Source organism: Streptomyces sp. NPDC041796, assembly GCF_055590785.1.
This window is the reverse complement of sequence record NZ_JBVJAH010000001.1, coordinates 478,641-504,745: the sequence shown is the minus strand read 5'-3', so window position 1 is coordinate 504,745 and position 26,105 is coordinate 478,641. Positions and strand designations below refer to the sequence as shown.

Sequence of the window (26,105 nt, the reverse complement as noted above, 5' to 3'; positions counted from 1 at the left end):
GGGCCGGGGGCCGCCGCTCCGCCCCCGGCCGTCCCGTGGGGTGTCAGACCCTCGGCTGCTGCTGGGTGATGCAGTGGATGCCGCCGCCGCCCGCGAAGATCGTCCGCGCGTCGACCAGCGTGACGGTGCGGTCCGGGAAGAGGCGGCGGAAGATGCCCGCGGCGATCTCGTCGCGCGGGTCGTCGAAGGCGCACAACACCACGCCGCCGTTGCAGATGTAGTGGTTGATGTAGGAGTAGTCGACCCACTCGCCGTCCTCCTGGAGGACGGTCGGGGCGGGGACCTCGACGACCTCCAGCCGGCGGCCCTTGGCGTCCGTCTGCTTGCGCAGCAGGTCCACGTTGGCCTTGCACAGCTCGTGGTCCGGGTGGGACGGGTCGGGCTGGGTGTGGGCGACCACGACGCCCGGGCGGGCGAAGGCGGCGACGATGTCGACGTGGCCGCGCGTGCCGTACATGCCGTAGTCGCCGGTCAGGCCGCGGGGCAGCCAGATGGCCTTGGTGGTGCCGAGCTTGGCGTGGATCTCCGTCTCGACCTGCTCGCGCGTCCACTCCGGGTTCCGCTCGGGGCCGAGCTGGACGGTGTCGGTGAGCAGGACGGTGCCCTCGCCGTCGACGTGGATGGCGCCGCCCTCGTTGACGAGGGGGGAGCTGTGTACGGCCACCCCGGCGAGATCCGCCACATGGCGGGCGATCTTCGAGTCGTGCTCCCAGCGCGCCCAGTCGGCCGCGCCCCAGCCGTTGAACACCCAGTCCACGGCGGCCAGTTCCTCGCCGTCGGTGACGAAGGTGGGGCCGATGTCGCGCATCCACGCGTCGTCCAGGTCCCGCTCGGCCAGGCCGATGTCCGGGCCGAGCAGCTCTCGGGCGGACGCCTCGTCGCCGGGTGCGTGGACCACGGTCACCGGCTCGAAGCGGCGTACGGCGCGGGCGACCGACGCCCATGCCTCGCGGGCCTCGCGCAGCTCCTCGTCGTTGGTGAAGGTCGGGTTCGGTCCCGGCCAGGCCATCCAGGTGCGCTCGTGGGGGGCCCACTCGGCGGGCATGCGGAAGGTACTCATGGGGTGCGTGTCCTCAGAGGAAGTAGAGGCGGTTGAGGGAGACGGAGTCGGCCGGGTCGGAGCGGACCGGGTCGCCGTCGAGGGTGACGAGCCCGGTGCGGCCGTCGACCGCGACCTCGCCGATGCGGGAGTTGAGCAGCAGGTCGCCGGGGCCGATGCCGCGCGTGCCGCGTACGGCGACCCGGCGGCGGCGGGTGGGCATCAGGTCGTTCCCGGCCTGGGCGGCGGCACCGGAGACGAAGGCCACCGAGATGTCGGCGGCCGTCGCCCCGAACGCGCCGAACTGCGGTCCCAGGACGAGCGGTTCGCAGGTGTCGGTGGCGGCGTTCGGGTCGCCCACGACCCCGTACGCGGGGAAGCCCGACTTCAGTACGAGCTGTGGCTTGGCGCCGAAGAACTCGGGGCGCCACAGCACGATGTCGGCGAGCTTGCCGGCCTCGATCGAGCCGACCTCGTGCGCGAGGCCGTGGGCGATCGCCGGGTTGATGGTGAGCTTGGCCATGTAGCGCAGGACACGGGCGTTGTCGTCGCCGTCCCCGTCGCCTTCCAGGGGGCCCAGCTCGGCCTTCATCTTCCCGGCCATGGCGAAGGTCCGGCGTACGGTCTCGCCGGCCCTTCCCATGCCCTGCGCGTCCGACGACGTGATCCCGATCGCGCCGAGGTCGTGCAGGACGTCCTCCGCGCCCATCGTCCCGGCCCGGATCCGGTCGCGGGCCATGGCCGCGTCGCCGGGCAGGTCGGTCTTCAGGTCGTGTACGGAGACAATCATTCCGTAGTGCTCGTCGACCGCGTCCCGTCCGAAGGGAAGGGTGGGGTTGGTCGACGAGCCGATGACGTTGGGGACGCCGGCCATCTTGAGGACGTTGGGGACGTGGCCGCCGCCGCAGCCCTCGATGTGGAAGGCGTGGATGGTCCGGCCCTCCAGCACCTTGAGGGTGTCCTCGACGGAGAGGCACTCGTTCAGGCCGTCGCTGTGGAGGGCGACCTGGACGTCGTACTCCTCGGCGACCCGCAGCGCGGTGTCGAGGGCCCGGGTGTGGGCGCCCATGTCCTCGTGGACCTTGAAGCCGGAGGCCCCGCCCTCGGCGAGCGCCTCGATCAGCGGTGCCTCGTGGGAGGAGGAGCCGCGGCCGAGGAATCCGATGTTGACCGGCCAGGCGTCGAAGGCGTTGAAGGCGTGGCGGAGCGCCCAGGGCGAGTTGACGCCGACGCCCCACACCGGGCCGAACTCCTGGCCGATGATCGTGGTCACGCCGGAGGCGAGCGAGGCCTCCATGATGCGGGGTGACAGCAGGTGTACGTGGGTGTCGACCGCTCCGGCGGTGGCGATGAGGCCCTCGCCGGAGACGATCGAGGTGCCCGTGCCGACGACGACGTCGACGCCGTCGAGGGTGTCGGGGTTGCCGGCCCGGCCGATGGCGTGGATGCGGCCCTCGCGGATGCCGATGGACACCTTGCGGATGCCCTGGACGGCGTCGATGACGAGGACGTTGCTGATCACGACGTCGCAGGTGTCGCGGACGGCGGCGGCTTTGAGGTGCAGTCCGTCGCGGGCGGTCTTGCCGAAGCCGGCGAGGAACTCGTCGCCGGGCTTCTGCCCGTCCGACTCGACTCGGACCGTGAGGCCGGAGTCGCCGAGGCGGACGCGGTCGCCGGCGCGCGGGCCGTGGGTGGCGGCGTACTCGTGGGGGGTGAGGCGGCGCGCCTCGGCGGGGTGGCCTCCGGGGCGGCTCATCGCTCGGCCTCCTGATCGGTCGTTTCCGGTACGCCGAGGTAGCCGCAGGCGGCGGCGCGGCGCAGTGCCTCTTCGCGGGCGCCCGGCGCGTCCAGCGGCCCGTCGACCAGTCCGGCGAAGCCGATCGCGACGCGGTCGCCGCCGATCGGCACCAGGCCGACCTCCTCGCTCTCGCCGGGCCCGAACCGCACGGATGATCCGGCGGGGACGGCGAGGCGCATGCCGTAGGCCCGGGCGCGGGGGAAGTCGAGCCGCGGGTTGGCCTCGAAGAAGTGGAAGTGCGAGGTCACGGAGACCGGCACGCCGGCGGTGTTGGTGACCCTCAGGCTCACCACGGGCTCGGGGTCGGAGTGCTCCGGCCCCGGCAGCAGCGCGCCGGGGGCGTCGCTGTCCTGGCTGCCTCCGCCGATCGGGTCGCTGACGACCGCGAGCCGGGAGCCGTCGTCGAAGACGGCCTCGACATGGACCTCGGTCACGACGTCCGCGACGCCCGGCAGGACGTCGTCGGGGCCGAGCACCGAGCGGGCGGCTTCGATCGCCTCGGCGAGCCGTCGCCCGTCGCGGGCCGCCTCGCAGACGGTGTCCGCGATGAGGGCGGTCGCCTCGGGGACATTGAGCTTCAGGCCACGGGCCCGGCGGGCCCGGGCGAGCTCGGCGGCGCCGAAGATCAGCAGCCGGTCGCGTTCCGTGGGGGTCAGTCGCACGTCACCACACCTCCTGTTTGAGCAACACTCTAATCACAAGCTTCGAGGGATGAAAGCATTGACGTGGTAGCTGGGCATGAGTCACATTGAACGTCGCTCTAAAAGCATTCCCACAGGTCGACGAGCAGAGCAGGGAGGACGCCCATGCCGATTGAACAGCGCGGAGTCGACACCGTCCCGGAGGCGGAGCGCACCAGCGGGCCACGGGACCTCGTCTCGATCCTGCTGGGCTCGAACCTGTGCCTCGGTGTGATCGTCTTCGGCTGGCTGCCGGTGTCCTTCGGGCTCGGCCTGTGGCCGGCGGTCACCTCCGTGGTCGTGGGGACGGTCGTCGGCGTCGCCGTCACCGCCCCGCTCGCCCTGGTCTCGCTGCGCACGGCGACCAACCTGTCGACGTCAAGCGGCGCCTTCTTCGGCGTACGGGGCCGGCTCGTCGGCTCGGTCGTCGGACTGCTGCTGTCGCTGGGCTACACCGCGCTGACGCTGTGGATCGGCGGTGACGTGATGCTCGGCACGCTGTCCCGGCTCTTCGGCGTGCCGACCGGACCGCTGGCGCACACCCTCGTGTACGTGCTGCTCGCCGGCTGCACCGTGATCGCCGCCGTGTACGGCTACCGGCTGCTGCTGCGAATCAGCCGGTACCTCGCCGTCGGCATGACGGGGCTCCTGCTGCTCGGCGTCCTGGCGTACGCGGGCGACTTCACGGCAGCGCCGCCACCGGCCACCCCCTACCTGCTGGGCTCCTTCTGGCCGACGTGGCTGATGTCCACCGTGGCGGCGGGGCTGAGCGGGCCGGTCGCCTTCATCACCCTGCTCGGGGACTACACGCGGTACGTCTCGCCCCGGCGGCACAGCGGCCGCGCGGTGCTGCGGGCGACGTGTCTGGGCCTGTTCGCCGGCCTGCTCCTGCCGCAGCTGTTCGGCACGTTCACCGCGCTGGCCGCCCGGGCGGGCCTGGACTACGCCGGGCCGCTGGTCGACACGGCGGCCCCGTGGTTCCTGCTGCCGCTGCTGGTCGCGGCGAGCGCCGGATCGGTGGGGAACGCGGGGCTGATGCTCTACTCGATGGGCCTCGACCTGGACGCGATCGTGCCACGCGCCACACGGGCCACGGCCACGCTGGTCGTCGCGGCGCTCGCCACGGCGTTCGTGTTCGTGGGCCACTTCGCGTGGGACGCGCGATCGGCGATGACGTCGTTCGTGCTGCTGCTGACCGCGATCGGTACGCCGTGGGCGGTCATCACCCTGATGGGCCACCGCCGCTGCGGCGGGCGGTACGACCCGGAGGCGCTCCAGGTCTTCAACCGGCGGGCGAAGGGCGGGATCTACTGGTTCCGCGCCGGCTGGCATCCCCGCGCCACGCTGTCCTGGGCGCTGGGCGCGGCCGTGGGCCTCTCGGCCGTGTCCACACCGCTCTACGAGGGTCCGCTGCCGGCGCTGACCGGCGGCGTCGACGTGAGCTTCATCCTGTCGGGCCTGGTGGGCGGTGCGGCGTACGCGGCGCTCACCGCCACCTCCGAGACCTCGGCCCCGGTCGCCCTCCCGGCGCCCGAACCCGAGACCGCCGCGCCCTGACGCGCGGCGACGCGACGGCGCCCGCGCCTCCGAGCGGGAGGCGCGGGCGCTCTCGTACGTACGAAGGCGTCAGCCGACCTTGTGGGTCCAGCCGTGGACGTCCTCGGCGGCGCCGGTCTGGATGTCCAGCAGCGCCTTGCGGAGCTTCAGCGTGATCTCGCCCGGCCGGCCGTCGCCCTGGGTCCACTCACCGCCGGCCGACTTGACCGTGCCGACCGGGGTGATGACGGCCGCGGTGCCGCAGGCGAAGACCTCCTTGAGCGTGCCGTTCTCGGTGTCGCGCCGCCACTGGTCGATGGAGATGCGGCTCTCCTCCGCCTCGTACCCGAGGTCGACGGCGAGCCGGAGGAGCGAGTCACGGGTGATGCCGGCAAGGAGGGAGCCGGTGAGCTCGGGGGTGACGATCTTCTTGTCGTACACGAAGTACAGGTTCATGCCGCCGAGCTCCTCGACCCACTTGTGCTCGACCGCGTCGAGGTAGGCGACCTGGTCGCAGCCCCGTGCCGCGGCCTCGGCCTGGGCGAGCAGGGACGCGGCGTAGTTGCCGCCGGTCTTGGCGAAGCCGATGCCGCCCGGGACGGCGCGGACGCGGTCCTCGGAGAGCCAGATCGAGACCGGCTTCACTCCGCCCGGGAAGTACGCGCCGGCCGGCGAGGCGATGACGATGAAGAGGTACTCGTTGGCGGGGCGGACACCGAGCCCGACCTCATTGGCGATCATGAAGGGGCGCAGGTAGAGCGACTCCTCGCCACCGTGCGGCGGCACCCATGCCTGGTCCTGCTGGACCAGCGCGTCGCACGCGGCGACGAACGTCTCGACCGGCAGCTCCGGCATGGCCAGGCGCTTGGCCGAGCTCTGGAACCGCTCGGCGTTGGCCTCGGGCCGGAACAGCGAGACCGAGCCGTCGGGGCGACGGTACGCCTTGAGACCCTCGAAGATCTCCTGCGCGTAGTGCAGGGTCATGTTCGCCGGGTCGATCGAGAGCGGCGCGTACGGCGTGAGCTGGGCGTCGTGCCAGCCGCGCCCTTCCGTCCACTTGATCGTCACCATGTGGTCGGTGAAGTGGCGGCCGAAACCGGGGTTGGCCAGAATCGCCTCGCGCTCCGCGTCGGACAGCGGGTTCGAGGAGGGCTTGAGCTCGATCGTGGGCGTCGTCGTCATGAGTGCTGTGTCCTTCACCGTTGTGTGTGACGGACCGCGCTCACGCCGCTACATCTGCTAGGACGTCCGAGCTATCCCGCATGCCGCGGCCCCGCGTTCGATTATCGCGCGCGTGGCCCGTGCAATGAAACGGCTGGAGTGCGGTCCAGGGTTGATGGTGGCACCCGGGGCCGCACAGGAGAAGCCGCCGGGTCCGTGTGCGACCCGGCGGCTGTGTCTGGTGATCCTCAGTCGGCGGGTCAGCTCGCTACGCGTACCGCGAGCGCGTCGCCGATCTCGTCCGTCGTACGCGGCGCCGACGGGTCGCGTTCCGCCAGGTCGGCGGCGACCGTCTCCTCGATGCGGACGGCCTCGGTCTCGTAGCCGAGGTGGCGCAGGAGCAGCGCGACGGAGAGGATCGTCGCGGTGGGGTCGGCCTTGCCCTGGCCCGCGATGTCGGGCGCGGACCCGTGGACGGGCTCGAACATCGACGGGAACTCGCCCGTCGGGTTGATGTTGCCGGACGCGGCCAGGCCGATGCCGCCGGTCACGGCAGCGGCGAGGTCGGTCAGGATGTCGCCGAAGAGGTTGTCGGTGACGATGACGTCGAAGCGCTCGGGCTGCGTGACGAAGAAGATCGTCGCGGCGTCGACGTGCAGGTAGTCGGTGGTGACCTCGGGATACTCCTGGCCGACCTTGTCGAAGATGTTCTTCCACATGTGGCCGGCGTAGACCAGGACGTTGTTCTTGTGCACCAGCGTCAGCTTCTTGCGCGGGCGGGCGTTGGCACGCCCGTACGCGTCACGGACGACACGCTCCACGCCGTACGCCGTGTTGACGCTGACCTCGGTGGCCACCTCGGCCGGGGTTCCGGTGCGCAGCGAACCGCCGTTGCCGGTGTACGGGCCCTCGGTGCCCTCGCGGACGACGACGAAGTCGATGTCGGGACGGCCGGCCAGCGGGGTGGCGGTGTTGGGGAAGAGCTTCGACGGACGCAGGTTGACGTAGTGGTCGAAGGCGAAGCGCAGCTTGAGCAGCAGCCCGCGTTCGAGGACACCGGAGGGGACGGAGGGGTCGCCGATCGCGCCGAGCAGGATGGCGTCGTGCGTCTTGAGGGACTCCAGCTCCGCGTCGGGGAGGGTCTCCCCGGTGCGGTGCCAGCGCTGGGCGCCGAGGTCGTACTCCTTGGTCTCCAGCTTCACATCCTGCGGGAGAACGGAGCGAAGGACCTTCAGGCCCTGGGCCACGACCTCCTGGCCGATGCCATCACCGGGGACCACTGCGAGATTGATGCTGCGAGACATGTCCGCACCCTACTCCTCCGTCCCAGAGCCTGACATGAGCGTTCCGGAATGTGGACGGGGCGCGTCAGTGGGCGTGGCCCGTGGCCCCGCCGTTGTCCCGCCGGTCGAGCGCGCGCTGCAGCGCGGCGGCGGCGTTGCGGCGCTCGGTGTCGGTGGGGCGGGGGGCGGTGTGGCGGACGCGGCGAACGACGGTCTCAGCGGCCATGACGATCGACTCCTTGAGATCAGATGATTCGAGGCGCCGGAAGGGGCGGGGAGCACGGCCGCAGGGGTTGCCTGCCAGGGGCACGGGGCTCTCGTCCGCCGTTCGCTTGATGGAGCGAGACGTTCGGCTCCTACAAAGCTAAGCGGTCGCGGAGCATCTGTCTCCACAATTACTCGGACTTCCTACTATCTGAGACGGGCGGCGGTGGAGCCCCGCTCGAACAGGGACCCGAGGTCTACAGCACGTCGCCGTCTCGCCAGTCGAAGAGCAGCGCCCCCGCGTCCACGGCAGGCAGCGGACGGCCCGCCGCGGGCCGCAGGTACGTGGAGTCCTCCTCCTCCGGCAGGTGCGCCACACCGCCGGGCCCGTACACCTCGACACGGCCGTTCCAGAGCTGCCAGCCGCGCGCCCGGTACAGCTCCGCCCCCTCGTCCGACGCCGACAGCGCGCCGAACGCGTACGCCCCGTCGACGACCTCCTCCAGCGCCGCCATCACCCGGCCGCCCAGACCCTGGCGCCGGCGGTCGGCGCGGACGGCGACCGCCTCCACGTAACCGACGCGGTACGAGCGGCCGGCGTGCGCCACCCGGCGCATGATCACGCTGCCGTGCGCGGCGATACCGTGCTCGTCCTCGACGTACGCGTGGACGCCGCCGAGCCCGTGGTCCCAGTCCTGGTCGGTGAAGTCCCCGTCGAACGCCTCGTTCAGCATCGCCCGTATCCCGGCGAGGGCGGCGGGGGCGAGCTCGTAGGTGTGAGCCGTGTGCAAGGAGTCGGTCATACGGCTCACTCTGGCAGCGCCGACGGGGCGCGTGGTGAAGAACCGGCCACCGCCCGCGCCCGGGTCCTCGCTCCGCGCCCCGCCACCGACCGCGCCGCCACCGGCCCGTTCCGGCCCCGGCCGCCCCGCCGTCGACCGCCGTCAGAGGCGGCCACCGGTGAGCCGGGACAGCGGCCCGCGCTGACGCAGTCCGGCCCGGCGGCCCAGGGCGTACGAGGACGCCACCACGGTCACCACACCCGCGCCCGCGCCGGCGGCGATGGCCTTCCGGGCCTTCAGCAGCGTCCAGGCGACGCCCGCCTTGCCCACGGTCTGCCCGGCCGCCGTGCTGACGGCGGACTGGACGGTCCTGGCGGCGGACTTGGCCTTCTCTGTCGTCGCGCCGCCGAGCCCGGCGAGAGCTTCCTTGCCACCGCGCGCGGTCTGCGACGCGGACTTCGCGGCGTCCTGCGCCCGGTCCTTGGTCGCCGTGCCGTTGCGTGAGGCGGTCTTGGTCGTCGAAGTCTTGTTCGTGTCAGCCATGGTGTGCGGGTAACCGCTCAGCGGCCCGGCAAACTGACGGCCGCTCAACCGCGCGGTACGGCCGCGAGTCGCGGCCCGGCCTCCGCCACGGCGAACGCCGGACGGCGTACGAAGGTCAGCGCCACGGCGACCGCCACCACGCCCGCCGCGCAGCTGAACCCGAACGCCGCCCCGTGGCCCCACCGTTCGGCCAGCCGGCCGGAAGCGAGGGCCGCGACGCCCTGGCCGACGATGAGCCCGCTGCCGAGCAGCGCCATCGCCTCCCCCATGCGCGAAAGCGGCGCCACGCGCTCGGCCAGACCGAACAGGGCGATCAGGTGCGGCGCCACGGCGACGCCGACCCCGGCGACGGCCAGCGCCGCCCCGGTGCAGCCGTCCACCGTCAGCAGCGGGAAGAGCAGGGCCGCCTGCGCCACCATCGCCAGGCGCAGCCGTACGGTCAGGTCCCAGGGGCCCGGCATCGCGGTGGTGGCCAGCCCCGCGAGGGCGCTCGTCACCGCCATGGCGCCCCACACGAACCCCGCCGCCCCGGAGTCACCCAGGTGCTTCGCCAGCGCGCTGACGCCCGCGTTGGCACTGCCCCACACCATGCCCTGGAGCAGAGCCATGGCGAACAGCACCAGGAGCCCCGGCGACAGCAGGCGTACGCCGGCCGTCCGCGTCCGTGGACCACCGGGCGGCGCCGTGGGATGCAGCGCGAACAGCACGCCGAACACCGCGATCAGCGCTCCCGCCAGCACCATCCCCGCCACCGGGTGGACCAGTACCACCACCGTTCCGGCGAGCGCGGGCCCGGCCATGAAGCCGACCTCGTCGACCATCGTGTCGAAGGAGAGCGCCCGCCCGGTCAGTTCGGCCGGCCGTGACCTGGTGAGCACGATCCACCGGGTCCGTGACAGCGGCCCGACCTGCGGGATGGTCATCCCCACCAGCGCGGCGAGGACCGCCTGAACGGCCGCCGCCGCCCCGGTGAGCACCGAGGCCACCAGGGCGGCGATCGCGGCGGCGTTCGCCAGTGAGGCGACCAGGATCACCGGCCGGTGGCCGAACCGGTCGGCCAGCCGCCCGATGGGCGGGCCGCCCGCCGCCTGACCGGTCCACAGCAGGCCCGCGACGAGTCCCGCCTGCCCGATGCCGTTCAGCTCGGTCAGCATCAGCAGCGTGCCGATGGGACAGAGCGCGGCGGGGAGCCGCGCGAGGAAGGAGATCACGGGCAGGCCGACGCCCGCGACGGCGAAGACGGCCCGGAGGCCCGTGGTGGCGGACATGGCGAGACCCCCCGGCTGTGGTGGACCGGGGGGACGCTAATCCCGGAACGGTCCCGGGGGGAGCGAACCGGACGATCCCGGAGCATCGCACCACCGAAGCGGTCCGCGGCCGCTCGGAATTCGTATGTTCCGGGTGGGGGACCGCCCGCGACCGGAGTGGGGAGTCCCGGACGAGGGACCGCCCCCGACCGGCGTGGGGGCCGGAGGGGGGCGGTGCTCAGGGGGTGGGCGTCAGCCCATGTGCGGGTACGTGTAGTCCGTCGGCGGGACCAGCGTCTCCTTGATGGCGCGGGTGAGCGTCCACCGCATCAGGTTCTGCGGGGCGCCCGCCTTGTCGTTCGTACCGGAGGCGCGGCCACCGCCGAAGGGCTGCTGGCCGACGACGGCGCCGGTCGACTTGTCGTTGATGTAGAAGTTGCCCGCGGCGTACCGCAGCTTCTCCATCGTGTACGCGGCGGCGGCGCGGTCGTTCGCGATGACCGATCCGGTCAGCGCGTACGCGGACACCGACTCCATCTGCTCCAGCATCGCGTCGTAGTCGTCGTCCTCGTAGACGTACACCGCGAGGATCGGGCCGAAGTACTCGGTCGTGAAGACCTCGTTGGCCGGGTCCGTGCACTCGATGACGGTCGGGCGCACGAACCAGCCGACCGAGTCGTCGTACGTGCCGCCGGCGACGACGGTGCAGGTCGGGTCGGCCTTGGCGCGGTCGATGGCGGCCTTGTTCTTGGCGAAGGACCGCTCGTCGATGACGGCGCCGATGAAGTTCGTCAGGTCGGTGACGTCACCCATCCTGATGCCGTCGACCTCGGCCGCGAACTCCTCCTTGAAGCCGGAGTTCCAGATCGAGGCCGGGATGTACGCGCGCGAGGAGGCCGAGCACTTCTGGCCCTGGTACTCGAAGGAGCCGCGGGTCAGCGCGGTCTTCAGGACGGCGCGGTCGGCGCTCGGGTGGGCGACGACGAAGTCCTTGCCACCGGTCTCACCGACGATGCGCGGGTAGCCGCGGTACTTCTCGATGTTGTTGCCGACCGTCTTCCACAGGTGCTGGAAGGTCTTGGTCGAGCCGGTGAAGTGGATGCCCGCGAGCTCCGGGTGGTTCAGCGCCACCTCGGAGACCGCGATGCCGTCGCCCGTCACCAGGTTGATGACGCCCTTGGGCAGGCCGGCCTCCTCCAGGAGCTGCATGAGCAGCACGGCGGCGTGGGTCTGCGTCGGGGACGGCTTCCAGACCACCACGTTGCCCATGAGGGCCGGGGCGGTGGGGAGGTTGCCCGCGATGGCCGTGAAGTTGAAGGGCGTGATCGCGTAGACGAAGCCCTCCAGCGGGCGGTGGTCGAGGCGGTTCCACACACCCGGGGCGTTGGCCGGCGGCTGCTCGGCGAGCAGGTCACGGGCGTACTTGACGTTGAAGCGCCAGAAGTCGACCAGCTCGCACGGCGTGTCGATCTCGGCCTGCTGGATCGTCTTCGACTGGCCCAGCATGGTCGAGGCGGCCATGGTCTCGCGCCACGGGCCGGCCAGCAGCTCGGCGGCGCGCAGGATGATCGCGGCGCGGTCGTCGAAGGACATCGCGCGCCAGGCCGGGGCGGCGGCGAGCGCGGCGTCGATGGCGTCCTGGGCGTCCGCCTGCGTGGCGCCGGCGAAGGTGCCGAGGACCTTGGCGTGGTTGTGCGGCTGCACGACGTTCACGCGCTCACCGCCGCCCATCCGCTTGACGCCGCCGATGGTCATCGGCAGGTCGATCGGGTTCTCGGACAGCTCCTTGAGCTTGGCCTCGAGGCGGGTGCGCTCGGCCGAACCGGGGGCGTAGGTGTGGACCGGCTCGTTGACCGGAGCGGGGACCTGGGTCACAGCGTCCATGAGTTCCGTAACTCCTTCAGTTCTTGGTGATCATCGAGCGGACGAAGAACAGCAGGTTGGCCGGCTTCTCCGCGAGGCGGCGCATGAAGTACCCGTACCAGTCGGTTCCGTACGCGGTGTAGACGCGCATCCGGTGACCCTCGGCGGCGAGCCGTACGTGCTCGTCGCTGCGGATCCCGTAGAGCATCTGGAACTCGTACTCGTCCAGTTTGCGCCCGGCACGGCGCGCGAGCTCCTGGCTGATGGCGATGAGACGCGGGTCGTGCGACCCGATCATCGGGTAGCCGTCACCCTCCATCAGGATCTTCAGGATCCGGACGTACGCCTTGTCGATCTCCGCCTTGTCCTGGTACGCGACGGAGGCCGGCTCCTTGTAGGCGCCCTTCACGATCCGGACGCGGCTGCCGTTCGCGGCGAGGCGACGGGCGTCCTCCTCGGTGCGGAAGAGGTACGCCTGGATGACGCAGCCGGTCTGCGGGAAGTCCTTCCGCAGCTCCTCGTGGATGGCGAACATCGAGTCGAGGGTGGTGTGGTCCTCCGCGTCCAGCGTGACCGTGGTGCCGATGGAGGCCGCGGCCTCGACGACCGGGCGGACGTTGGCGAGGGCCAGCTCATGGCCACCGTCCAGCGCCTGGCCGAACATCGAGAGCTTCACCGACATCTCGGCCCTGGCGCCCAGCCCGAGGTCCTCCAGGTGCTCGATGAGCTCCATGTAGGCGTCGCGGGCGTCGTAGGCCTGCTGGCGGGTCGTGATGTCCTCGCCCACCACGTCCAGCGTGACCTCGAGGCCCTTGGCCGTCGTCTCACGGACGATCGGGATGACCTGCTCGACCGTCTCACCGGCGATGAACCGGCCGACGACCTGCTTGGTGCCCGGGGCGGCAGAGACGAAGCGGCGCATCTTGTCACTGCGCGACGCGGCAAGGATCACGGGACCCAGCACGGGGCACCTCCACGGAACACGGGTTGAAGGGGGCTGAAACGGAACGAATCCGTATCGGCACGGAGAACCACCGTGAAACCTAAGGATCGCTCCGATGCTGGGCCATCGACAGCTGTCACGCATCCGAGCCTGGCATCTCATACAGATGTCTGAACGAGTGGCAGAATGTCCGGGTGAAGGCCGATTACCAAGAGCTGGTCGATGAGATCTCGGCGCTGCTGGGCGCCCCGGCGACACTGGAGAACCGCGACTTCGGGCTGATCGCCTTCGGGGCCCACGACAGCGACGACGACACGGCGATGGACCCGGTCCGCACGCGGTCGATCCTCACCCGCAAGTCGACGCCCGCCGTGCGGGCCTGGTTCGAGGGCTTCGGCATCACCCGGGCGACCGGCCCGGTGCGGATCCCGGCCGCCCCGGACGCCGGCGTGTTCCGCGGCCGGATCTGCCTGCCGGTACGCCATCGGGGCGTCGCACTCGGGTACGTATGGCTCCTCGACGCCGACCCGGGCCCTTCGGCCGACCGGCTGACGGCGGCCATGCGGGTGGCCGAGCGGATCGGGGCGCTGCTGGCGGACGAGGAGCGGGCGGACGCGGACCTCTCGCGCGAGCTGCGGGCGGTCCTGACGGCCGAGCGCGGCTGGCAGTACGACATGGCCCTCGCCGCCCTCCGCACGGCGCTGGGACCGGACGTGGACGGCCTGCACGCCCTGGTGTGCGTCGCCCCCTGGCCGGGTCCGGACACGCCGTCCATCCGCACCGCGCCCGGTGTCGCGGCCCTCTGCTCGGTGCCGTGGGCGGCGCGGGAGCCGCACGCGGGCGCGGCGGACACGGGTGCTCCGGGGGCGCCCCGGTCGGCCGCTCCGGCGGCGGACGGACGCGGGGCTCCCGAACCGGGGCCCGCCGCGCCCGGTGGGGCCGCCCACGGCCTCGCCGCCCTGGTGCGGCTCCGCTCGGCCGACTCCCCCGCCCCGGCGTTCACGGCCGCCACCCGCCTGATGGACGCTGCGGGCAGCGCCCCTGCCACGCCCACCGCCGCGTGGGCGGCGCGCGGGGCGAGCGGGGTCGTCGCCGGGGTGGCCGACGCGAGGCGAGGGGTGGGCGACCTCGGGGAGGCCTGGCGGGAGGCGCTGTCCGCCGCCCGGGCGGCCATGGCCGAGCCCCGGTTCGGCCCGCTGGCCCCCTGGGCGTCGATCGGCCCGTACCGCCTCCTGGCGGCGCTCCCGGCGGCCCCGCCCCACGACCGGGCCGTCCGCCCCCTGCTCACGCCCGCCCATGCGGAACTGGCCCGCACCGCCGAGGTGTTCCTCGACAGCGCGGGCCAGGCGGGCCGCACCGCGGCGACCCTCGGCATCCACCGCCAGACGCTCTACTACCGCCTTTCGCGCGTGGAAAACCTCACCGGCCTGGACCTCGACGACGGCGAGGACCGCCTCCTGCTCCATATGGCCCTGAAGGCGGCCCGGCTGTGAAACGGGACCGGCCCGGTGCGCCGAGGCACCGGGCCGGTCCGGGAAGGAACGTATGAACGGTCAGACGAGGTTGACCGAGCGGGCGGACGTCGCGCCGATCTCCTCGGCGACCTCCGTTAGCACCGCCTGCGGGACCGTGTCGTCGACGGTGAGGACCGCGAGCGCCTCGCCGCCCTCCGCCGCACGGGCGACCTGCATGCCCGCGATGTTCAGACCGGCCTCGCCGAGGACGCGGCCGACCGTGCCGACGACGCCGGGACGGTCCTCGTACCGCAGGACGATCATGTGGTCGGCGAGCGCCAGGTCCACGTCGTAGTCGCCGACGGCGACGATCTTCTGGAGGTGCTTGGGACCGGCCAGCGTGCCGGACACCGCCACCTCCTCGCCGCCCGACAGCGTGCCGCGCACGGTCACCACATTGCGGTGGTCGGGGGACTCGCTCGACGTCGTCAGCCGCACCTCGACACCGCGCTCCTGCGCGAACAGCGGCGCGTTGACGTAGCTGACCGTCTCGTCGACGACGTCCTCGAACACGCCCTTCAGCGCGGACAGTTCCAGCACCTTGACGTCGTGCTGGGTGATTTCGCCGTACACCTCGACGTCGAGCCGGACCGCGACCTCGCCCGCCAGCGCGGTGAAGATCCGGCCCAGGCGCTCGGCGAGCGGCAGACCCGGCTTGACGTCCTCGGCGATGACACCGCCCTGGACGTTGACCGCGTCCGGGACCAGCTCACCGGCGAGGGCGAGGCGGACCGAGCGGGCGACTGCGATACCGGCCTTCTCCTGCGCCTCGTCCGTGGACGCGCCCAGGTGCGGGGTGCAGACCACCTGGTCGAGCTCGAACAGCGGGGAGTCCGTGCAGGGCTCCTTCGCGTACACGTCGAGGCCCGCGCCCGCGACCCGGCCCTCCTTGAGCGCCGAGTACAGCGCCTCCTCGTCGACGATCCCGCCACGCGCGGCGTTGACGATGCGGACGGTCGGCTTGACCTTGTGCAGCGCCTCGTCGCCGATCAGGCCGAGCGTCTCGGGGGTCTTCGGCAGGTGGACGGTGATGAAGTCGGAGACCTCCAGCAGCTCGTCCAGCGTCAGCAGCTTGACGCCCATCTGCGCGGCGCGCGCCGGCTGGACGTAGGGGTCGTAGGCGACGATCTTCATACCGAAGGCCGACATGCGCTGCGCGACCAGGACGCCGATACGGCCGAGACCGACGACACCGAGGGTCTTCTCGCTCAGCTCGACGCCGGTGTACTTGCTCCGCTTCCACTCGCCGTTCTTGAGGGCGGTGTTGGCCTGCGGGATGTTGCGCGCGGTGGCGACCAGCAGACCGCAGGCCAGCTCGGCGGCGGTGACGATGTTGGACGTCGGCGCGTTGACGACCATCACACCGGCCTTGGTGGCGGCGGAGACGTCGACATTGTCCAGGCCCACGCCCGCGCGGGCGACCACCTTGAGCTTGGTCGCGGCGGCGATCGCCTCGGCGTCGACCTTGGTGGCGGAGCGCACGAGGACGGCGTCCACGTCCACGATGGCGGGCAGCAGTTCGGCTCGGTCGGCGCCGTTGCAGTGCCGGATCTCGAAGTCGGGGCCGAGCGCGTCGACGGTGGCGGGCGACAGCTCTTCGGCGATCAGTACTACCGGCTTTTTGGGGGGATGCGAGCTCACGTGGGTCCTCACAAGTCCAGTGCGGACGGCCGTCCCGACGGCCGCAGGCGGTGGAGGGGGCTTGCCGCGTGGAAGACGCACGACGCTGTGGGCCTGACGCGTATGTGTTGAGAAGTGTAGTGCGGGTGGGTGCCATCTTTTCCGCCGTGGCGGAAGGATCACCCGTCCGTGGTTGGACAACCGGTCCAATGAAGAGGGGCGGGCCCGGACACCAGGTCCGGACCCGCCGCGCGGGGCTTACGCCTCTTCGTTGTCCACCCAGCTCATGAGCTTGCGCAGCTCCTTGCCGGTGGTCTCCAGCAGGTGCTCGGAGTCCTGCGTCTTGTACTCGTCGTACTTCTTCAGACCGCCGTGGTACTCGTCCATCCAGTTCTTGGCGAACGTGCCGTCCTGGATCTCGGAGAGGACCTTCTTCATCTCGGCCTTGGTGGCGTCCGTGATGATCCGCGGGCCGGTGACGTAGTCGCCCCACTCTGCGGTCTCGGAGACCGACCAGCGCATCTTCTCCAGGCCGCCCTCGTACATCAGGTCCACGATCAGCTTCAGCTCGTGGAGGCACTCGAAGTACGCGATCTCCGGCTGGTAACCGGCCTCGACCAGGGTCTCGAAGCCCGCCTTGACCAGCGCCGAGGTGCCACCGCACAGCACGGCCTGCTCGCCGAACAGGTCGGTCTCGGTCTCCTCGGTGAAGGTCGTCTTGATGACGCCCGCGCGGGTGCCGCCGATGGCCTTGGCGTACGAGAGCGCCAGCTGGAACGCGTTGCCCGTGGCGTCCTGCTCGACGGCGGCGATCGCCGGAACGCCGCGGCCCTCCTCGTACTGACGGCGGACCAGGTGGCCCGGGCCCTTGGGGGCGACGAGAGCGACGTCGACACCGGCCGGGACCTTGATGAAGCCGAAGCGGACGTTGAAGCCGTGGGCGAAGAACAGCGCGTCGCCGTCCTTGAGGTTGTCCTTGATGGACTCCTCGTAGACCTTGGCCTGGATCGGGTCCGGGATCAGGATCATGATCAGGTCGGCCTCGGCGGCGGCCTCGGCGGGCGTGACCACGCGCAGGCCCTGCTCCTCGGCCTTCGCCTTGGACTTGGAGCCCTCGTGCAGACCGACGCGGACGTCGACACCCGAGTCACGGAGCGACAGCGCGTGGGCGTGGCCCTGGCTGCCGTAACCGATCACCGCGACCTTGCGGCCCTGGATGATGGACAGGTCGGCGTCGTCGTCGTAGAACAGCTCGGCCACTGGGTTTCTCCTTGGTGTGCTGATGTTGCGTCCCACCGTACGGCGGGGAGGGATGTGAAAGCTGAGGGGTCTCGCTACGCGGAACGGTCCAGGGCCCGCAGGCTGCGGTCCGTGATGGACCGCGCGCCACGCCCTATGGCGATCGTGCCGGACTGGACGAGCTCCTTGATGCCGAACTGCTCGAGCATCTTCAGCATCGCGTCGAGCTTGTCACTCGAACCTGTTGCCTCGATCGTGACCGCCTCGGGCGAGACGTCCACGGTCTTGGCGCGGAAGAGCTGGACGATCTCGACGATCTGGGAGCGGGTCTCGTTGTCGGCGCGGACCTTCACCAGAACGAGTTCACGCTGGATCGCGGCGCTGGGCTCCAGTTCGACGATCTTCAGGACGTTGACCAGCTTGTTGAGCTGCTTGGTCACCTGCTCCAGCGGCAGGTCCTCGACATTGACCACGATGGTGATGCGGGAGATGTCGGGGTGCTCGGTGACACCGACGGCGAGCGAGTCGATGTTGAAGCCGCGGCGGGAGAACAGGGCGGCGATCCGGGCGAGGATGCCGGGCGTGTTCTCCACCAGGACGGAGAGCGTGTGCTTGGACATGTTCTTGACTCAGCTCTCTCTCAGTCGTCTTCGTTGTCGCCGAAGTCCGGGCGGACACCACGGGCGGCCATGACCTCGTCGTTGGAGGTGCCGGCGGCGACCATGGGCCACACCTGGGCGTCCTCGTGGACGATGAAGTCGATGACGACCGGGCGGTCGTTGATGGCGTTGGCCTCGGCGATGACCTTGTCCAGGTCCTCGGGGCTCTCGCAGCGCATCGAGACACAGCCCATGGCCTCGGACAGCTTCACGAAGTCCGGGATCCGGGTGCCCGCGCTGGGCTGCTTGCCGTCCGCCTCGGGGCCGGAGTGCAGCACCGTGTTGGAGTAGCGCTGGTTGTAGAAGAGGGTCTGCCACTGGCGGACCATTCCGAGCGCGCCGTTGTTGATGATCGCGACCTTGATCGGGATGTTGTTCAGCGCGCAGGTGACCAGTTCCTGGTTGGTCATCTGGAAGCAGCCGTCGCCGTCGATGGCCCAGACCGTACGGTCCGGCATGCCCGCCTTGGCGCCCATGGCGGCCGGCACGGCGTACCCCATCGTCCCGGCTCCGCCGGAGTTCAGCCAGGTGGCGGGCCGCTCGTAGTCGATGAAGTGGGCGGCCCACATCTGGTGCTGGCCGACACCGGCCGCGTAGATGGTGCCCTCGGGGGCGAGCTGCCCGATGCGCTGGATGACCTGCTGCGGCGACAGGCTGCCGTCCTCGGGCTGGTCGTAGCCGAGGGGGTAGGTGTCGCGCCAGCGGCTGAGGTCCTTCCACCAGGCGCTGTAGTCGCCGGTGTTGCCCTCGTTGTGCTCGGCCTGGACCGCCTGGACCAGGTCGGCGATGACCTCGCGGGCGTCACCGACGATCGGCACGTCGGCGGCGCGGTTCTTGCCGATCTCGGCCGGGTCGATGTCGGCGTGGACGACCTTGGCGAACGGCGCGAAGCTGTCCAGCTTGCCGGTGACGCGGTCGTCGAAGCGGGCACCGAGGGCGACGATCAGGTCGGCCTTCTGCAGGGCGGTGACGGCCGTGACGGCGCCGTGCATGCCGGGCATGCCGACGTGCAGCGGGTGGCTGTCCGGGAAAGCGCCCAGCGCCATCAGCGTGGTGGTCACCGGCGCCTGGGTCAGCTCGGCCAGCACCTTCAGCTCGGCGGTGGCGCCGGCCTTCAGGACGCCGCCGCCGACGTACAGGACGGGTCGCTTGGCCTGGGTGATCAGCTTGGCGGCCTCGCGGATCTGCTTGGCGTGCGGCTTGGTCACCGGGCGGTAGCCGGGCAGGTCGAGCTGCGGCGGCCAGCTGAAGGTCGTACGGGCCTGGAGGGCGTCCTTGGCGATGTCGACCAGGACCGGGCCGGGGCGGCCGGTGGAGGCGATGTGGAACGCCTCGGCGATCGTCTTGGGGATGTCCTCGGCCTTGGTGACCAGGAAGTTGTGCTTGGTGATCGGCATGGTGATGCCGCAGATGTCCGCCTCCTGGAAGGCGTCCGTGCCGATGGCCTTGGAGGCGACCTGGCCCGTGATCGCGACCAGCGGGACGGAGTCCATGTGCGCGTCGGCGATCGGGGTGACCAGGTTGGTGGCACCGGGGCCGGAGGTGGCCATGCAGACGCCGACCTTGCCGGTCGCCTGGGCGTAACCGGTGGCGGCGTGACCCGCGCCCTGCTCGTGGCGGACCAGGATGTGACGGACCCGGGTGGAGTCCATCATCGGGTCGTACGCGGGGAGGATGGCGCCGCCGGGGATGCCGAATACCGTCTCGGCGCCCACTTCCTCGAGAGAACGGATGAGGGACTGCGCACCCGTGACGTGCTCAACGGTGGCGGAGGGCTGTCCGCCGGTACGGGCCCGCGGCTGCGGATGGTGGGCCCCGGTGGCCTGCTCGGTCATCGGCATTCTCTTCTCGAAGCTGAGGGTTTTCGCGAGGTTTAGCTGGTGTGGCGGGGAGCCAGTGCAACAAAAAACCCCTCGTGCCGTGAGGCAAGCGAGGGGAGCGCGCCGGTGTGGGTCTGCAGGGCCGTCATCAGGCCGTGCTCAGCCGACGCGCTTTCCAAGTACGAGAATTCGGGTGCGCATGGCAATGACCCTCCCTCCGGCGCACCGTCAGTGTCAAGTGGGTGGGACGCGAGTCTCACTATGTGGGCGAATCGGAGAGGGCGAGCGCATTCCCGGAAGGGCGCTCGGCGAAGCGGCGGGAACGGCGTTCGGCACGGTGCTGGACAGCCCCCCGGGCAGGCCGTGCAGGGCGCCGGGGAGGTCGTCGTGGACGGCTGCCGGCCCGCCTGGGCGGTCGGCGGGGGCGGTACCGGACGGGTCGGCGGGGGCGGCGCCGGGGCCGGTGCCGTGGGCGGTGCTGGGCGGGTCGGCCGGGAGGTCCCCTTGAGTGCCCGGCGACAGGCCGGTGGGCAGGTCGTCACGGGCGGCGCGGGGGCCGGTGCCATGGGCGGTGCTGGGCGGCCCGTCGGCGCTGCCCGGTTCGGTGCCGGAGCGGTCGGGGGCGGCGCCTGGCGGGGCGCTCGGACCGCGAGGGGCCGGCGTCCCGGCGGGGCCACCGCCATGGGCCGCGCCGGGCGGCCGGGGGCCGGGACCGGGCGTGCCGGTGCGGGGCAGGGCGCCGGGGGCCGGGATCGGGAGGTCGGCGTGGGCGTCGCCGGGTGGTTCGCCCGGGCGCGCGGTGCCGGGCGGGGCGCCGGGGGTGTCGCCCGGGCGGGGGTCCGCGCTGCCGCCGGGCCCGGTGACCGGGGTGCCGCCAGGGGCGCCCGCCGACGCGGCGCCGGGGGCGGGGACGCCGTTCGGGACGGTGGCGGGGAAGGCGGTGTGGAAGACGCCGGGCAGGGGGCTCGGGTGGGGGCTCGGACGGGCGCCTCCGGTGCGTGCCGGCAGTGCGGCTCCGCCGGGCACGGGGAACTCGCCCCGGACGAGGGCGCGGCGGAGCCGGTACTCGTCGAGGGGGCCTGAGAAGGCCATGCCCTGCCCATGGGTGCACCCCATCGCGCGTAGCGCCAGGACCTGCTCCGGTACGTCGACACCGTCGGCCACGGATTGCATGCCGAGGTCACAGGCGATGCGGAGCAGCCCGCTGGTGATCTTGTGCAGCCGGGCCGATTCGACGACACCCTCGACCAGGCCTCTGTCCAGTTTCAGTATGTCGACCGGAAGCCGCCGGAGCGCGTTGATCGCCGCATATCCGCTGCCGAATCCGTCGAGCGCGATACGAACACCGAGCCTGCGCAGCCCGGCCAGGCGCTGCTCCAGCTCGTCGAAGGAGATCCGCGGGTCACTGTCCGAGAGCTCGATGACCAGAGAGCCGGACGGCAGTTCGTACTTCGTCAGCAAGGTTTCGATGGTGCCGAGCGGCATGGACCTGTCGACCAGCTTGCGTGCCGGGAAGCGGACCGAGACCGGCACGGGGTGGCCGAGCCGGCCGCGCTCGGCGGCCTGCTCGACGGCCTCTTCGAGGAGTCGGCTGCCGACCTCGGCGGCGCGCTCGGCGTCCTCGGCGACCCGGAGGTACTCGGCCGGCGTGAACAGGATGCCCTGGGTGGACCGCCAGCGCGGCTGGGCCGCGACGGCGGCGATCCGCCCGGTGGTGAGGTCCACCACGGGCTGGTGCAGGAGCACGAACTCGCCGTCCTGTGCGGTGGTACGCGTCCGGGCGGTCACCTCCGTGCGGCGCACGACGTCGGTCTGCATCTGCGGCGCGTAGAGCTCGACGCGGTTCTTGCCGCCCGCCTTGGCGCGGTACATGGCGAGGTCCGCGTTGCGGAGGAGGTCCCCGGCGCTGATGCCGGCCTCGGCGAAGGCCACGCCGATGGACGCGGCGACCCGTACCTCCTGGCCTTCGATCCGGTACGGCTGCGAGAGCGTGAGCCGCAGCCGGTCGGCGATCTCCTGGACCTGCGGCTCGCGCCCGGACTGGTCGGGGTTGCCGTCGCCGAGGATCAGCGCGGCGAACTCGTCGCCGCCGAGGCGGGCGGCGGTGTCCCCGGCCCGTACGGAGTCCTGGAGCCGGCGGGCGGCCTGGATGAGCAGCTCGTCGCCCGCCTGGTGGCCCAGCCGGTCGTTGACGCCCTTGAAGCCGTCCAGGTCGATGAAGAGCACGGCGGTGCCGGCGTCGCCCGCGCGGCGCCCGCTGAGCGCCTGGCGGACGCGCCGGGTGAACAGGGCGCGGTTGGGCAGGTCGGTGAGCGGGTCGTGCTCCGCGTTGTGCTGGAGCTGCGCCTGGAGACGCACCCGTTCGGTGACGTCCCGGCTGTTGAAGATCAGGCCGCCCTGGTGGCGGTTGACGGTGGATTCGACGTTGAGCCAGTCACCGGTGCCCGACCTGAAGCGGCATTCGATGCGGGTCGTGGGCTCCTGGGAAGGAGGAGCGGCCAGGAATCGCCGCACCTCGTGGACGACACCGCCCAGGTCGTCGGGGTGGATGAGGGAGGCGAGCTCGGAGCCGATGAGCTCCTCCGCCTCCCGTCCGTACACGCCGGAGGCGGCCGGGCTGACGTAGCGCAGCACACCGTCGGGAGCGGCGATCATGATGACGTCGCTGGAGCCCTGCACCAGGGACCTGAAGTGGTTCTCCTTCTGGGCCAGCTCGTGCGTGAGGGCGATGTTGTCGAGGAGCATGATCCCCTGGCGTACGACCAGGGCGAGCACGACCGTGCAACCGGTGAAGACGACGACGCGGTCCACCGTGCGGTCCTCGATGACGTTGTAGAGGATGCCGAGCGTGCAGACCGCGGCCGCCAGGTAGGGCGTGAGGGCGGCCAGCGACCCGGCGATGGGACGACTGGGCTGGCGGGGCCCGCGCGGCGGCGCGGGGCTCTCGGGGGCGCGGTTGGCGCCCCAGGGGGCGTAGGCCAGGAGCAGCGAGCCGGCGAACCAGCCGGCGTCGAGGAGCTGGCCCGAGCGGTAGTGCTCGCGCAGCAGCGGCGAGGTGAACAGCGCGTCGCACAGGACGGTGAGCGCGAGGGCGGCGATCGCCGTGTGGACGGCGGAGCGGTTGGCATGGGAGCGCCGGAAGTGCAGGGCGAGCACCATGCTCACCAGCACGATGTCCAGGAGCGGGTACGCGAGTGACAGCGCGGCCCGCGCGACGCTCTCGCCCTCGAAGCGGGCGGTGTGGGCGAGGGCGAGGCTCCAGGACAGCGTGAGCAGTGAGCCGCCGATCAGCCAGGAGTCCAGGCAGAGGCAGATCCATCCGGCCCTGGTGACCGGCCGCTTGGCGAGGACGAGCAGCCCGACGATGGCGGGCGGTGCGAAGAGCAGGAAGAACAGGTCGGCGAGGGACAGTTGTGGCACGTCACGGTCGAGCACGACCTCGTACCACCCCCAGACGGTGTTGCCGCCGGCCGCCATCGCCGAGGAGAAGGCGAACAGCAGCCAGGCGGGCCGGAAGCGGCTGCCACGCGTGCGTGCGTAGACGAAGCACGAGACGGAGGCGATCAGCGCGGCGGCGCTGAGACCGAAGTCGCCCATGATCAGCGCCAGTTCCTCGGAACCCCAGCCGACGGCGGCCCCGGTGGCATAGCTTCCGCACAGGACGGCGAGGAGCAACTGGCACACCAGGCCGCCGGAGCCGCCCGCGCCGCCGCTTCCCTCGTCGCGGCTCGCCGCTTCGCCGGTGCCGCCGCCCGTGACGGGCGGGCGGCGCTCGATGAGCACGCCCGGGGCGCTCACGGTGACACCCCTGTGCGCGGCTCGGGCCGGTACGGCGACGGCGCCTGCTTCGGCTTCCCCTTCGGTGGCCGGGACGCGGTCGCGGGTCGCAGTCGGCTGCCCCGTCGCGTCGGCTCGCTTGCCCATCGACCGTGCATCGCCCGTCGCCCCCCTCGGATTCTGATCGGCAATCACGTCGCTCCCCTGCGCCGGTTCGTGCTCGACGCGGCCCCCAGATCGGGACGATACACCAGGATCGTCACTCAGGGACAGGGGTCCTCTACGCTCCGTGACGATCATCAGTGTTATGGGTACACAGGGCGCCCATATCGCTTCGGAGCGTGGTCAGGGGGTGGTGAGGACGACGTTCCGCATCGGCGCGCGCTCGGCGAACCGGGTGACTTGTCCGGCGACGAGACGCTTGGCGCGGGGCATGAACGCCGATGTGGAACCTCCGACATGGGGGCTGATCAGTACGCCGGGAACATGCCACAGAGGGTGGCCCGCCGGCAGCGGTTCGGGGTCGGTCACGTCGAGCGCGGCGGTGATCCGGCCGCTGCGGGTCTCGGCGAGGAGCGCCTCGGTGTCGACGACGGGGCCGCGGGCGACGTTCACGAGCAGGGCCCCGTCCTTCATCAGGGCCAGGAAGCCGGCGTCCGCGAGGTGGTGGGTGTCGGGCGTCAGTGGCGTGGACAGAATGACGACGTCCGCCTCGGGAAGGAGTGCGGGCAAGTCGGCGAGCGCCTGCACCGGACCGCGCTCGGTGGTGCGCGCGGAGCGCGCGACGCGCGCCACCCGCGCGCACTCGAAGGGCGCGAGCCGGTCCTCGATGGCGGCGCCGATCGATCCGTAGCCGACGATCAGGACGGTTTTGTCGGCGAGCGCCGGGTAGAAGCCCGCCCGCCACTCCTCCGCGTCCTGGCCGCGCACGAAACCGGGGATGCCGCGCAGCGAGGCGAGGACCAGCGCGATCGTCAGTTCGGCGGTACTGGCCTCGTGGACGCCCCTGGCGTTGCACAGCGTCACCCCGGACGGCAGGAGGTCGAGTCCGGGCGTCACATGGTCGATGCCCGCCGAGAGGGTCTGGACGACGCGTACGGAGGTCATGGCGGCCATCGGGCGCACCGCGATCTCGCTGCCCTTCATGTAGGGCACGACGTAGAAGACGCAGTTCGCCGGGTCGGCCGGGAAGTCCGGGCCGCCGTCCCAGAAGCGGTAGGTCAGGCCGGACTCGGCGGGGGCGGGGAGCCCCTCTATGTCGTCGGCCGGAAGGGGGAGCCACACGTCAGCAGTCATGGTCAGGAGGTTAGTTTGGGGAGCGGCACGAGGAGGGGTACGGGGAGTTGGAGCGCAGGACAATCGGGGCGACGGCGCTCGAAGTAGGTCCTATCGGCCTCGGCTGCATGCCGATGAGCTGGGCGTACAGCGCCTCGCAACAGCGCGGCGACCGCTCCTTGCGCACCGTGCACGCCGCGCTCGACGCCGGGGTGACGCTGCTCGACACGGCCGACATGTACGGGCCGTTCACCAATGAGCTGCTGCTGGGCCGGGTACTCAAGGAGCGCCGGGCGGAGGCCTTCGTGTCGACGAAGTGCGGGCTGCTGGTCGGTGAGCAGCACATCGTGGCCAATGGGCGGCCCGGGTACGTGCGGCGGGCGTGCGACGCCTCGCTGCGGCGGCTCCAGACGGACGTGATCGACCTGTACCAGTTGCACCGCGCCGATCCGGAGGTCCCCGTGGAGGAGACCTGGGGCGCGATGGCGGAACTGGTGACGGCCGGGAAGGTGCGGGCGCTCGGGCTGTGCGCGATGGCCGTACGGTCCCCGCGCCGGGCCGCGGCGGGGGCGGCCCGGACGGATCTGTACGAGGGAACGATTCGGCAACTGGAGCGGGTGCAGCAGGTCTTCCCGGTGAGCGCGGTGCAGGCCGAGCTGTCGGTGTGGTCGCCGGAGGCGCTGCGGCGGCTGCTGCCGTGGTGCGAGTCGCGGGGCGTGGGGTTCCTGGCGGCGATGCCGCTCGGCAATGGATTCCTGACCGGGACGCTGACTCCGGGCGGCGGGTTCGAACCCGAGGACCTGCGGGCCCGCCACCCCCGGTTCACGGCCGAGATGATGGCGGCGAACCAGCCGATCGTGGTGGGGCTGCGACGGGTGGCGGAGCGGCACGGCGGCGAGGCGGCCGGGGTGACGCCGGCACAGGTGGCGCTGGCGTGGGTACTGGGTCGGGGCCGGCACGTCGTACCGGTGCCGGGGACGAAACACGAGCGCTGGGCGGTGGAGAACGCGCGGGCGGCCGGGCTGTCGCTGACCGCGGAGGACCTGGCCGAGATCGCGGCGCTGCCACCGGCCCGGGGGTCGTGGGACTGATTCCCCGGCGCGCGCGGTGTATCAAGGGTGC

At 71.7% G+C, this 26,105-nt stretch carries 19 protein-coding genes and 1 pseudogene; 3 read left to right on the top strand and 17 right to left on the bottom strand.

Features of this window, described 5'->3' with window-relative positions; translation table 11 throughout:
• Positions 1–43: 43 nt before the first annotated feature.
• Genes ACZ6C1_RS02265 through ureA form a run of 3 tightly spaced genes read right to left on the bottom strand, consistent with a single transcriptional unit; the run spans position 44 to position 3,499 of the window.
• On the bottom strand, positions 44–1,060 hold the full coding sequence (locus tag ACZ6C1_RS02265) for an agmatine deiminase family protein (RefSeq protein WP_469236852.1): 1,017 nt from the start codon (positions 1,058–1,060) through the stop codon (positions 44–46).
• Positions 1,061–1,073: 13 nt separating this feature from the next.
• Positions 1,074–2,795, bottom strand: a complete 1,722-nt coding sequence (locus ACZ6C1_RS02260) for an urease subunit alpha (RefSeq protein WP_469236850.1) — start codon at positions 2,793–2,795, stop codon at positions 1,074–1,076.
• Positions 2,792–3,499 carry an urease subunit gamma gene (ureA, locus tag ACZ6C1_RS02255; RefSeq protein WP_469236848.1) on the bottom strand — a complete coding sequence of 236 codons (708 nt, stop codon included), beginning with the start codon at positions 3,497–3,499 and terminating at the stop codon, positions 2,792–2,794. The genes ACZ6C1_RS02260 and ureA overlap by 4 nt, the downstream gene beginning before the upstream one ends.
• A 144-nt stretch (positions 3,500–3,643) precedes the next feature.
• Between ureA and ACZ6C1_RS02250 the strand changes: the two genes are divergently transcribed.
• On the top strand, positions 3,644–5,074 hold the full coding sequence (locus ACZ6C1_RS02250; protein ID WP_469236847.1) for a cytosine permease: 1,431 nt from the start codon (positions 3,644–3,646) through the stop codon (positions 5,072–5,074).
• Between the two features lie 69 nt (positions 5,075–5,143).
• Here the strand turns inward: ACZ6C1_RS02250 and ACZ6C1_RS02245 are convergent, their stop codons facing one another.
• The 8 genes from ACZ6C1_RS02245 to ACZ6C1_RS02210 form a co-directional block, all read right to left on the bottom strand.
• A complete protein-coding gene (locus ACZ6C1_RS02245) occupies positions 5,144–6,235 on the bottom strand; it encodes a branched-chain amino acid aminotransferase (RefSeq protein WP_469236845.1) in 1,092 nt (363 codons plus the stop codon).
• Between the two features lie 239 nt (positions 6,236–6,474).
• Positions 6,475–7,518, bottom strand: a complete 1,044-nt coding sequence (locus tag ACZ6C1_RS02240) for a 3-isopropylmalate dehydrogenase (RefSeq protein ID WP_469236843.1) — start codon at positions 7,516–7,518, stop codon at positions 6,475–6,477.
• A gap of 64 nt (positions 7,519–7,582) precedes the next feature.
• The gene (locus ACZ6C1_RS02235; protein ID WP_469236841.1) at positions 7,583–7,723 is read right to left on the bottom strand and encodes a hypothetical protein; all 141 of its coding nucleotides are present in this window, start codon (positions 7,721–7,723) and stop codon (positions 7,583–7,585) included.
• Between the two features lie 235 nt (positions 7,724–7,958).
• Complete coding sequence (locus ACZ6C1_RS02230) at positions 7,959–8,504, bottom strand: GNAT family N-acetyltransferase (protein WP_469236840.1); 546 nt, start codon at positions 8,502–8,504, stop codon at positions 7,959–7,961.
• A gap of 141 nt (positions 8,505–8,645) precedes the next feature.
• Entirely contained in the window at positions 8,646–9,026 is a 381-nt protein-coding gene (locus ACZ6C1_RS02225) for a hypothetical protein (RefSeq protein WP_469236838.1), read from the bottom strand.
• Between the two features lie 44 nt (positions 9,027–9,070).
• Complete coding sequence (locus tag ACZ6C1_RS02220; protein ID WP_469236837.1) at positions 9,071–10,294, bottom strand: MFS transporter; 1,224 nt, start codon at positions 10,292–10,294, stop codon at positions 9,071–9,073.
• A 231-nt stretch (positions 10,295–10,525) separates the two neighbouring features.
• Complete coding sequence (gene pruA / locus ACZ6C1_RS02215) at positions 10,526–12,157, bottom strand: L-glutamate gamma-semialdehyde dehydrogenase (RefSeq protein WP_469236835.1); 1,632 nt, start codon at positions 12,155–12,157, stop codon at positions 10,526–10,528.
• A 16-nt stretch (positions 12,158–12,173) separates the two neighbouring features.
• Complete coding sequence (locus tag ACZ6C1_RS02210; protein WP_469236833.1) at positions 12,174–13,100, bottom strand: proline dehydrogenase family protein; 927 nt, start codon at positions 13,098–13,100, stop codon at positions 12,174–12,176.
• 173 nt (positions 13,101–13,273) lie between these two features.
• Here ACZ6C1_RS02210 and ACZ6C1_RS02205 point away from each other — a divergent pair, with 173 nt between their 5' ends.
• Positions 13,274–14,572, top strand: a complete 1,299-nt coding sequence (locus ACZ6C1_RS02205; RefSeq protein ID WP_469236831.1) for a PucR family transcriptional regulator — start codon at positions 13,274–13,276, stop codon at positions 14,570–14,572.
• Between the two features lie 60 nt (positions 14,573–14,632).
• Here ACZ6C1_RS02205 and serA read toward each other — a convergent pair whose 3' ends face one another.
• The 6 genes and pseudogenes from serA to ACZ6C1_RS02175 form a co-directional block, all read right to left on the bottom strand.
• Complete coding sequence (serA, locus tag ACZ6C1_RS02200) at positions 14,633–16,234, bottom strand: phosphoglycerate dehydrogenase (RefSeq protein WP_469236829.1); 1,602 nt, start codon at positions 16,232–16,234, stop codon at positions 14,633–14,635.
• A 237-nt stretch (positions 16,235–16,471) separates the two neighbouring features.
• The gene (gene ilvC, locus ACZ6C1_RS02195; protein WP_469236828.1) at positions 16,472–17,473 is read right to left on the bottom strand and encodes a ketol-acid reductoisomerase; all 1,002 of its coding nucleotides are present in this window, start codon (positions 17,471–17,473) and stop codon (positions 16,472–16,474) included.
• A gap of 74 nt (positions 17,474–17,547) precedes the next feature.
• A complete protein-coding gene (gene ilvN / locus ACZ6C1_RS02190; protein ID WP_019889675.1) occupies positions 17,548–18,072 on the bottom strand; it encodes an acetolactate synthase small subunit in 525 nt (174 codons plus the stop codon).
• 20 nt (positions 18,073–18,092) lie between these two features.
• Positions 18,093–19,952: an acetolactate synthase large subunit gene (locus ACZ6C1_RS02185; RefSeq protein WP_469236827.1), complete on the bottom strand. Its 1,860-nt coding sequence runs from the start codon at positions 19,950–19,952 to the stop codon at positions 18,093–18,095.
• 956 nt (positions 19,953–20,908) lie between these two features.
• Positions 20,909–23,729: pseudogene (locus ACZ6C1_RS02180) on the bottom strand (putative bifunctional diguanylate cyclase/phosphodiesterase); the annotation flags it as partial.
• A gap of 324 nt (positions 23,730–24,053) precedes the next feature.
• Positions 24,054–25,004, bottom strand: a complete 951-nt coding sequence (locus ACZ6C1_RS02175) for a 2-hydroxyacid dehydrogenase (RefSeq protein WP_469236825.1) — start codon at positions 25,002–25,004, stop codon at positions 24,054–24,056.
• Between the two features lie 47 nt (positions 25,005–25,051).
• On the opposite strand from ACZ6C1_RS02175, the gene ACZ6C1_RS02170 reads away from it, so the two are divergent.
• Positions 25,052–26,074, top strand: coding sequence for an aldo/keto reductase (locus tag ACZ6C1_RS02170; RefSeq protein ID WP_469236824.1), 1,023 nt, complete (start codon positions 25,052–25,054; stop codon positions 26,072–26,074).
• Positions 26,075–26,105: the final 31 nt, after the last annotated feature.

Excerpts from the sequence above, each read along its gene's own strand:
- ACZ6C1_RS02265 (WP_469236852.1), bottom strand. The coding sequence starts at position 1,060 with ATGAGTACCTTCCGCATGCCCGCCGAGTGGGCCCCCCACGAGCGCACC.
- ACZ6C1_RS02260 (WP_469236850.1), bottom strand. The coding sequence starts at position 2,795 with ATGAGCCGCCCCGGAGGCCACCCCGCCGAGGCGCGCCGCCTCACCCCC.
- ACZ6C1_RS02250 (WP_469236847.1), top strand. The coding sequence starts at position 3,644 with ATGCCGATTGAACAGCGCGGAGTCGACACCGTCCCGGAGGCGGAGCGC.
- ACZ6C1_RS02245 (WP_469236845.1), bottom strand. The coding sequence starts at position 6,235 with ATGACGACGACGCCCACGATCGAGCTCAAGCCCTCCTCGAACCCGCTG.
- ACZ6C1_RS02240 (WP_469236843.1), bottom strand. The coding sequence starts at position 7,518 with ATGTCTCGCAGCATCAATCTCGCAGTGGTCCCCGGTGATGGCATCGGC.
- ACZ6C1_RS02235 (WP_469236841.1), bottom strand. The coding sequence starts at position 7,723 with ATGGCCGCTGAGACCGTCGTTCGCCGCGTCCGCCACACCGCCCCCCGC.
- ACZ6C1_RS02230 (WP_469236840.1), bottom strand. The coding sequence starts at position 8,504 with ATGACCGACTCCTTGCACACGGCTCACACCTACGAGCTCGCCCCCGCC.
- ACZ6C1_RS02225 (WP_469236838.1), bottom strand. The coding sequence starts at position 9,026 with ATGGCTGACACGAACAAGACTTCGACGACCAAGACCGCCTCACGCAAC.
- ACZ6C1_RS02220 (WP_469236837.1), bottom strand. The coding sequence starts at position 10,294 with ATGTCCGCCACCACGGGCCTCCGGGCCGTCTTCGCCGTCGCGGGCGTC.
- pruA (WP_469236835.1), bottom strand. The coding sequence starts at position 12,157 with ATGGACGCTGTGACCCAGGTCCCCGCTCCGGTCAACGAGCCGGTCCAC.
- ilvN (WP_019889675.1), bottom strand. The coding sequence starts at position 18,072 with ATGTCCAAGCACACGCTCTCCGTCCTGGTGGAGAACACGCCCGGCATC.
- ACZ6C1_RS02185 (WP_469236827.1), bottom strand. The coding sequence starts at position 19,952 with ATGCCGATGACCGAGCAGGCCACCGGGGCCCACCATCCGCAGCCGCGG.
- ACZ6C1_RS02175 (WP_469236825.1), bottom strand. The coding sequence starts at position 25,004 with ATGACTGCTGACGTGTGGCTCCCCCTTCCGGCCGACGACATAGAGGGG.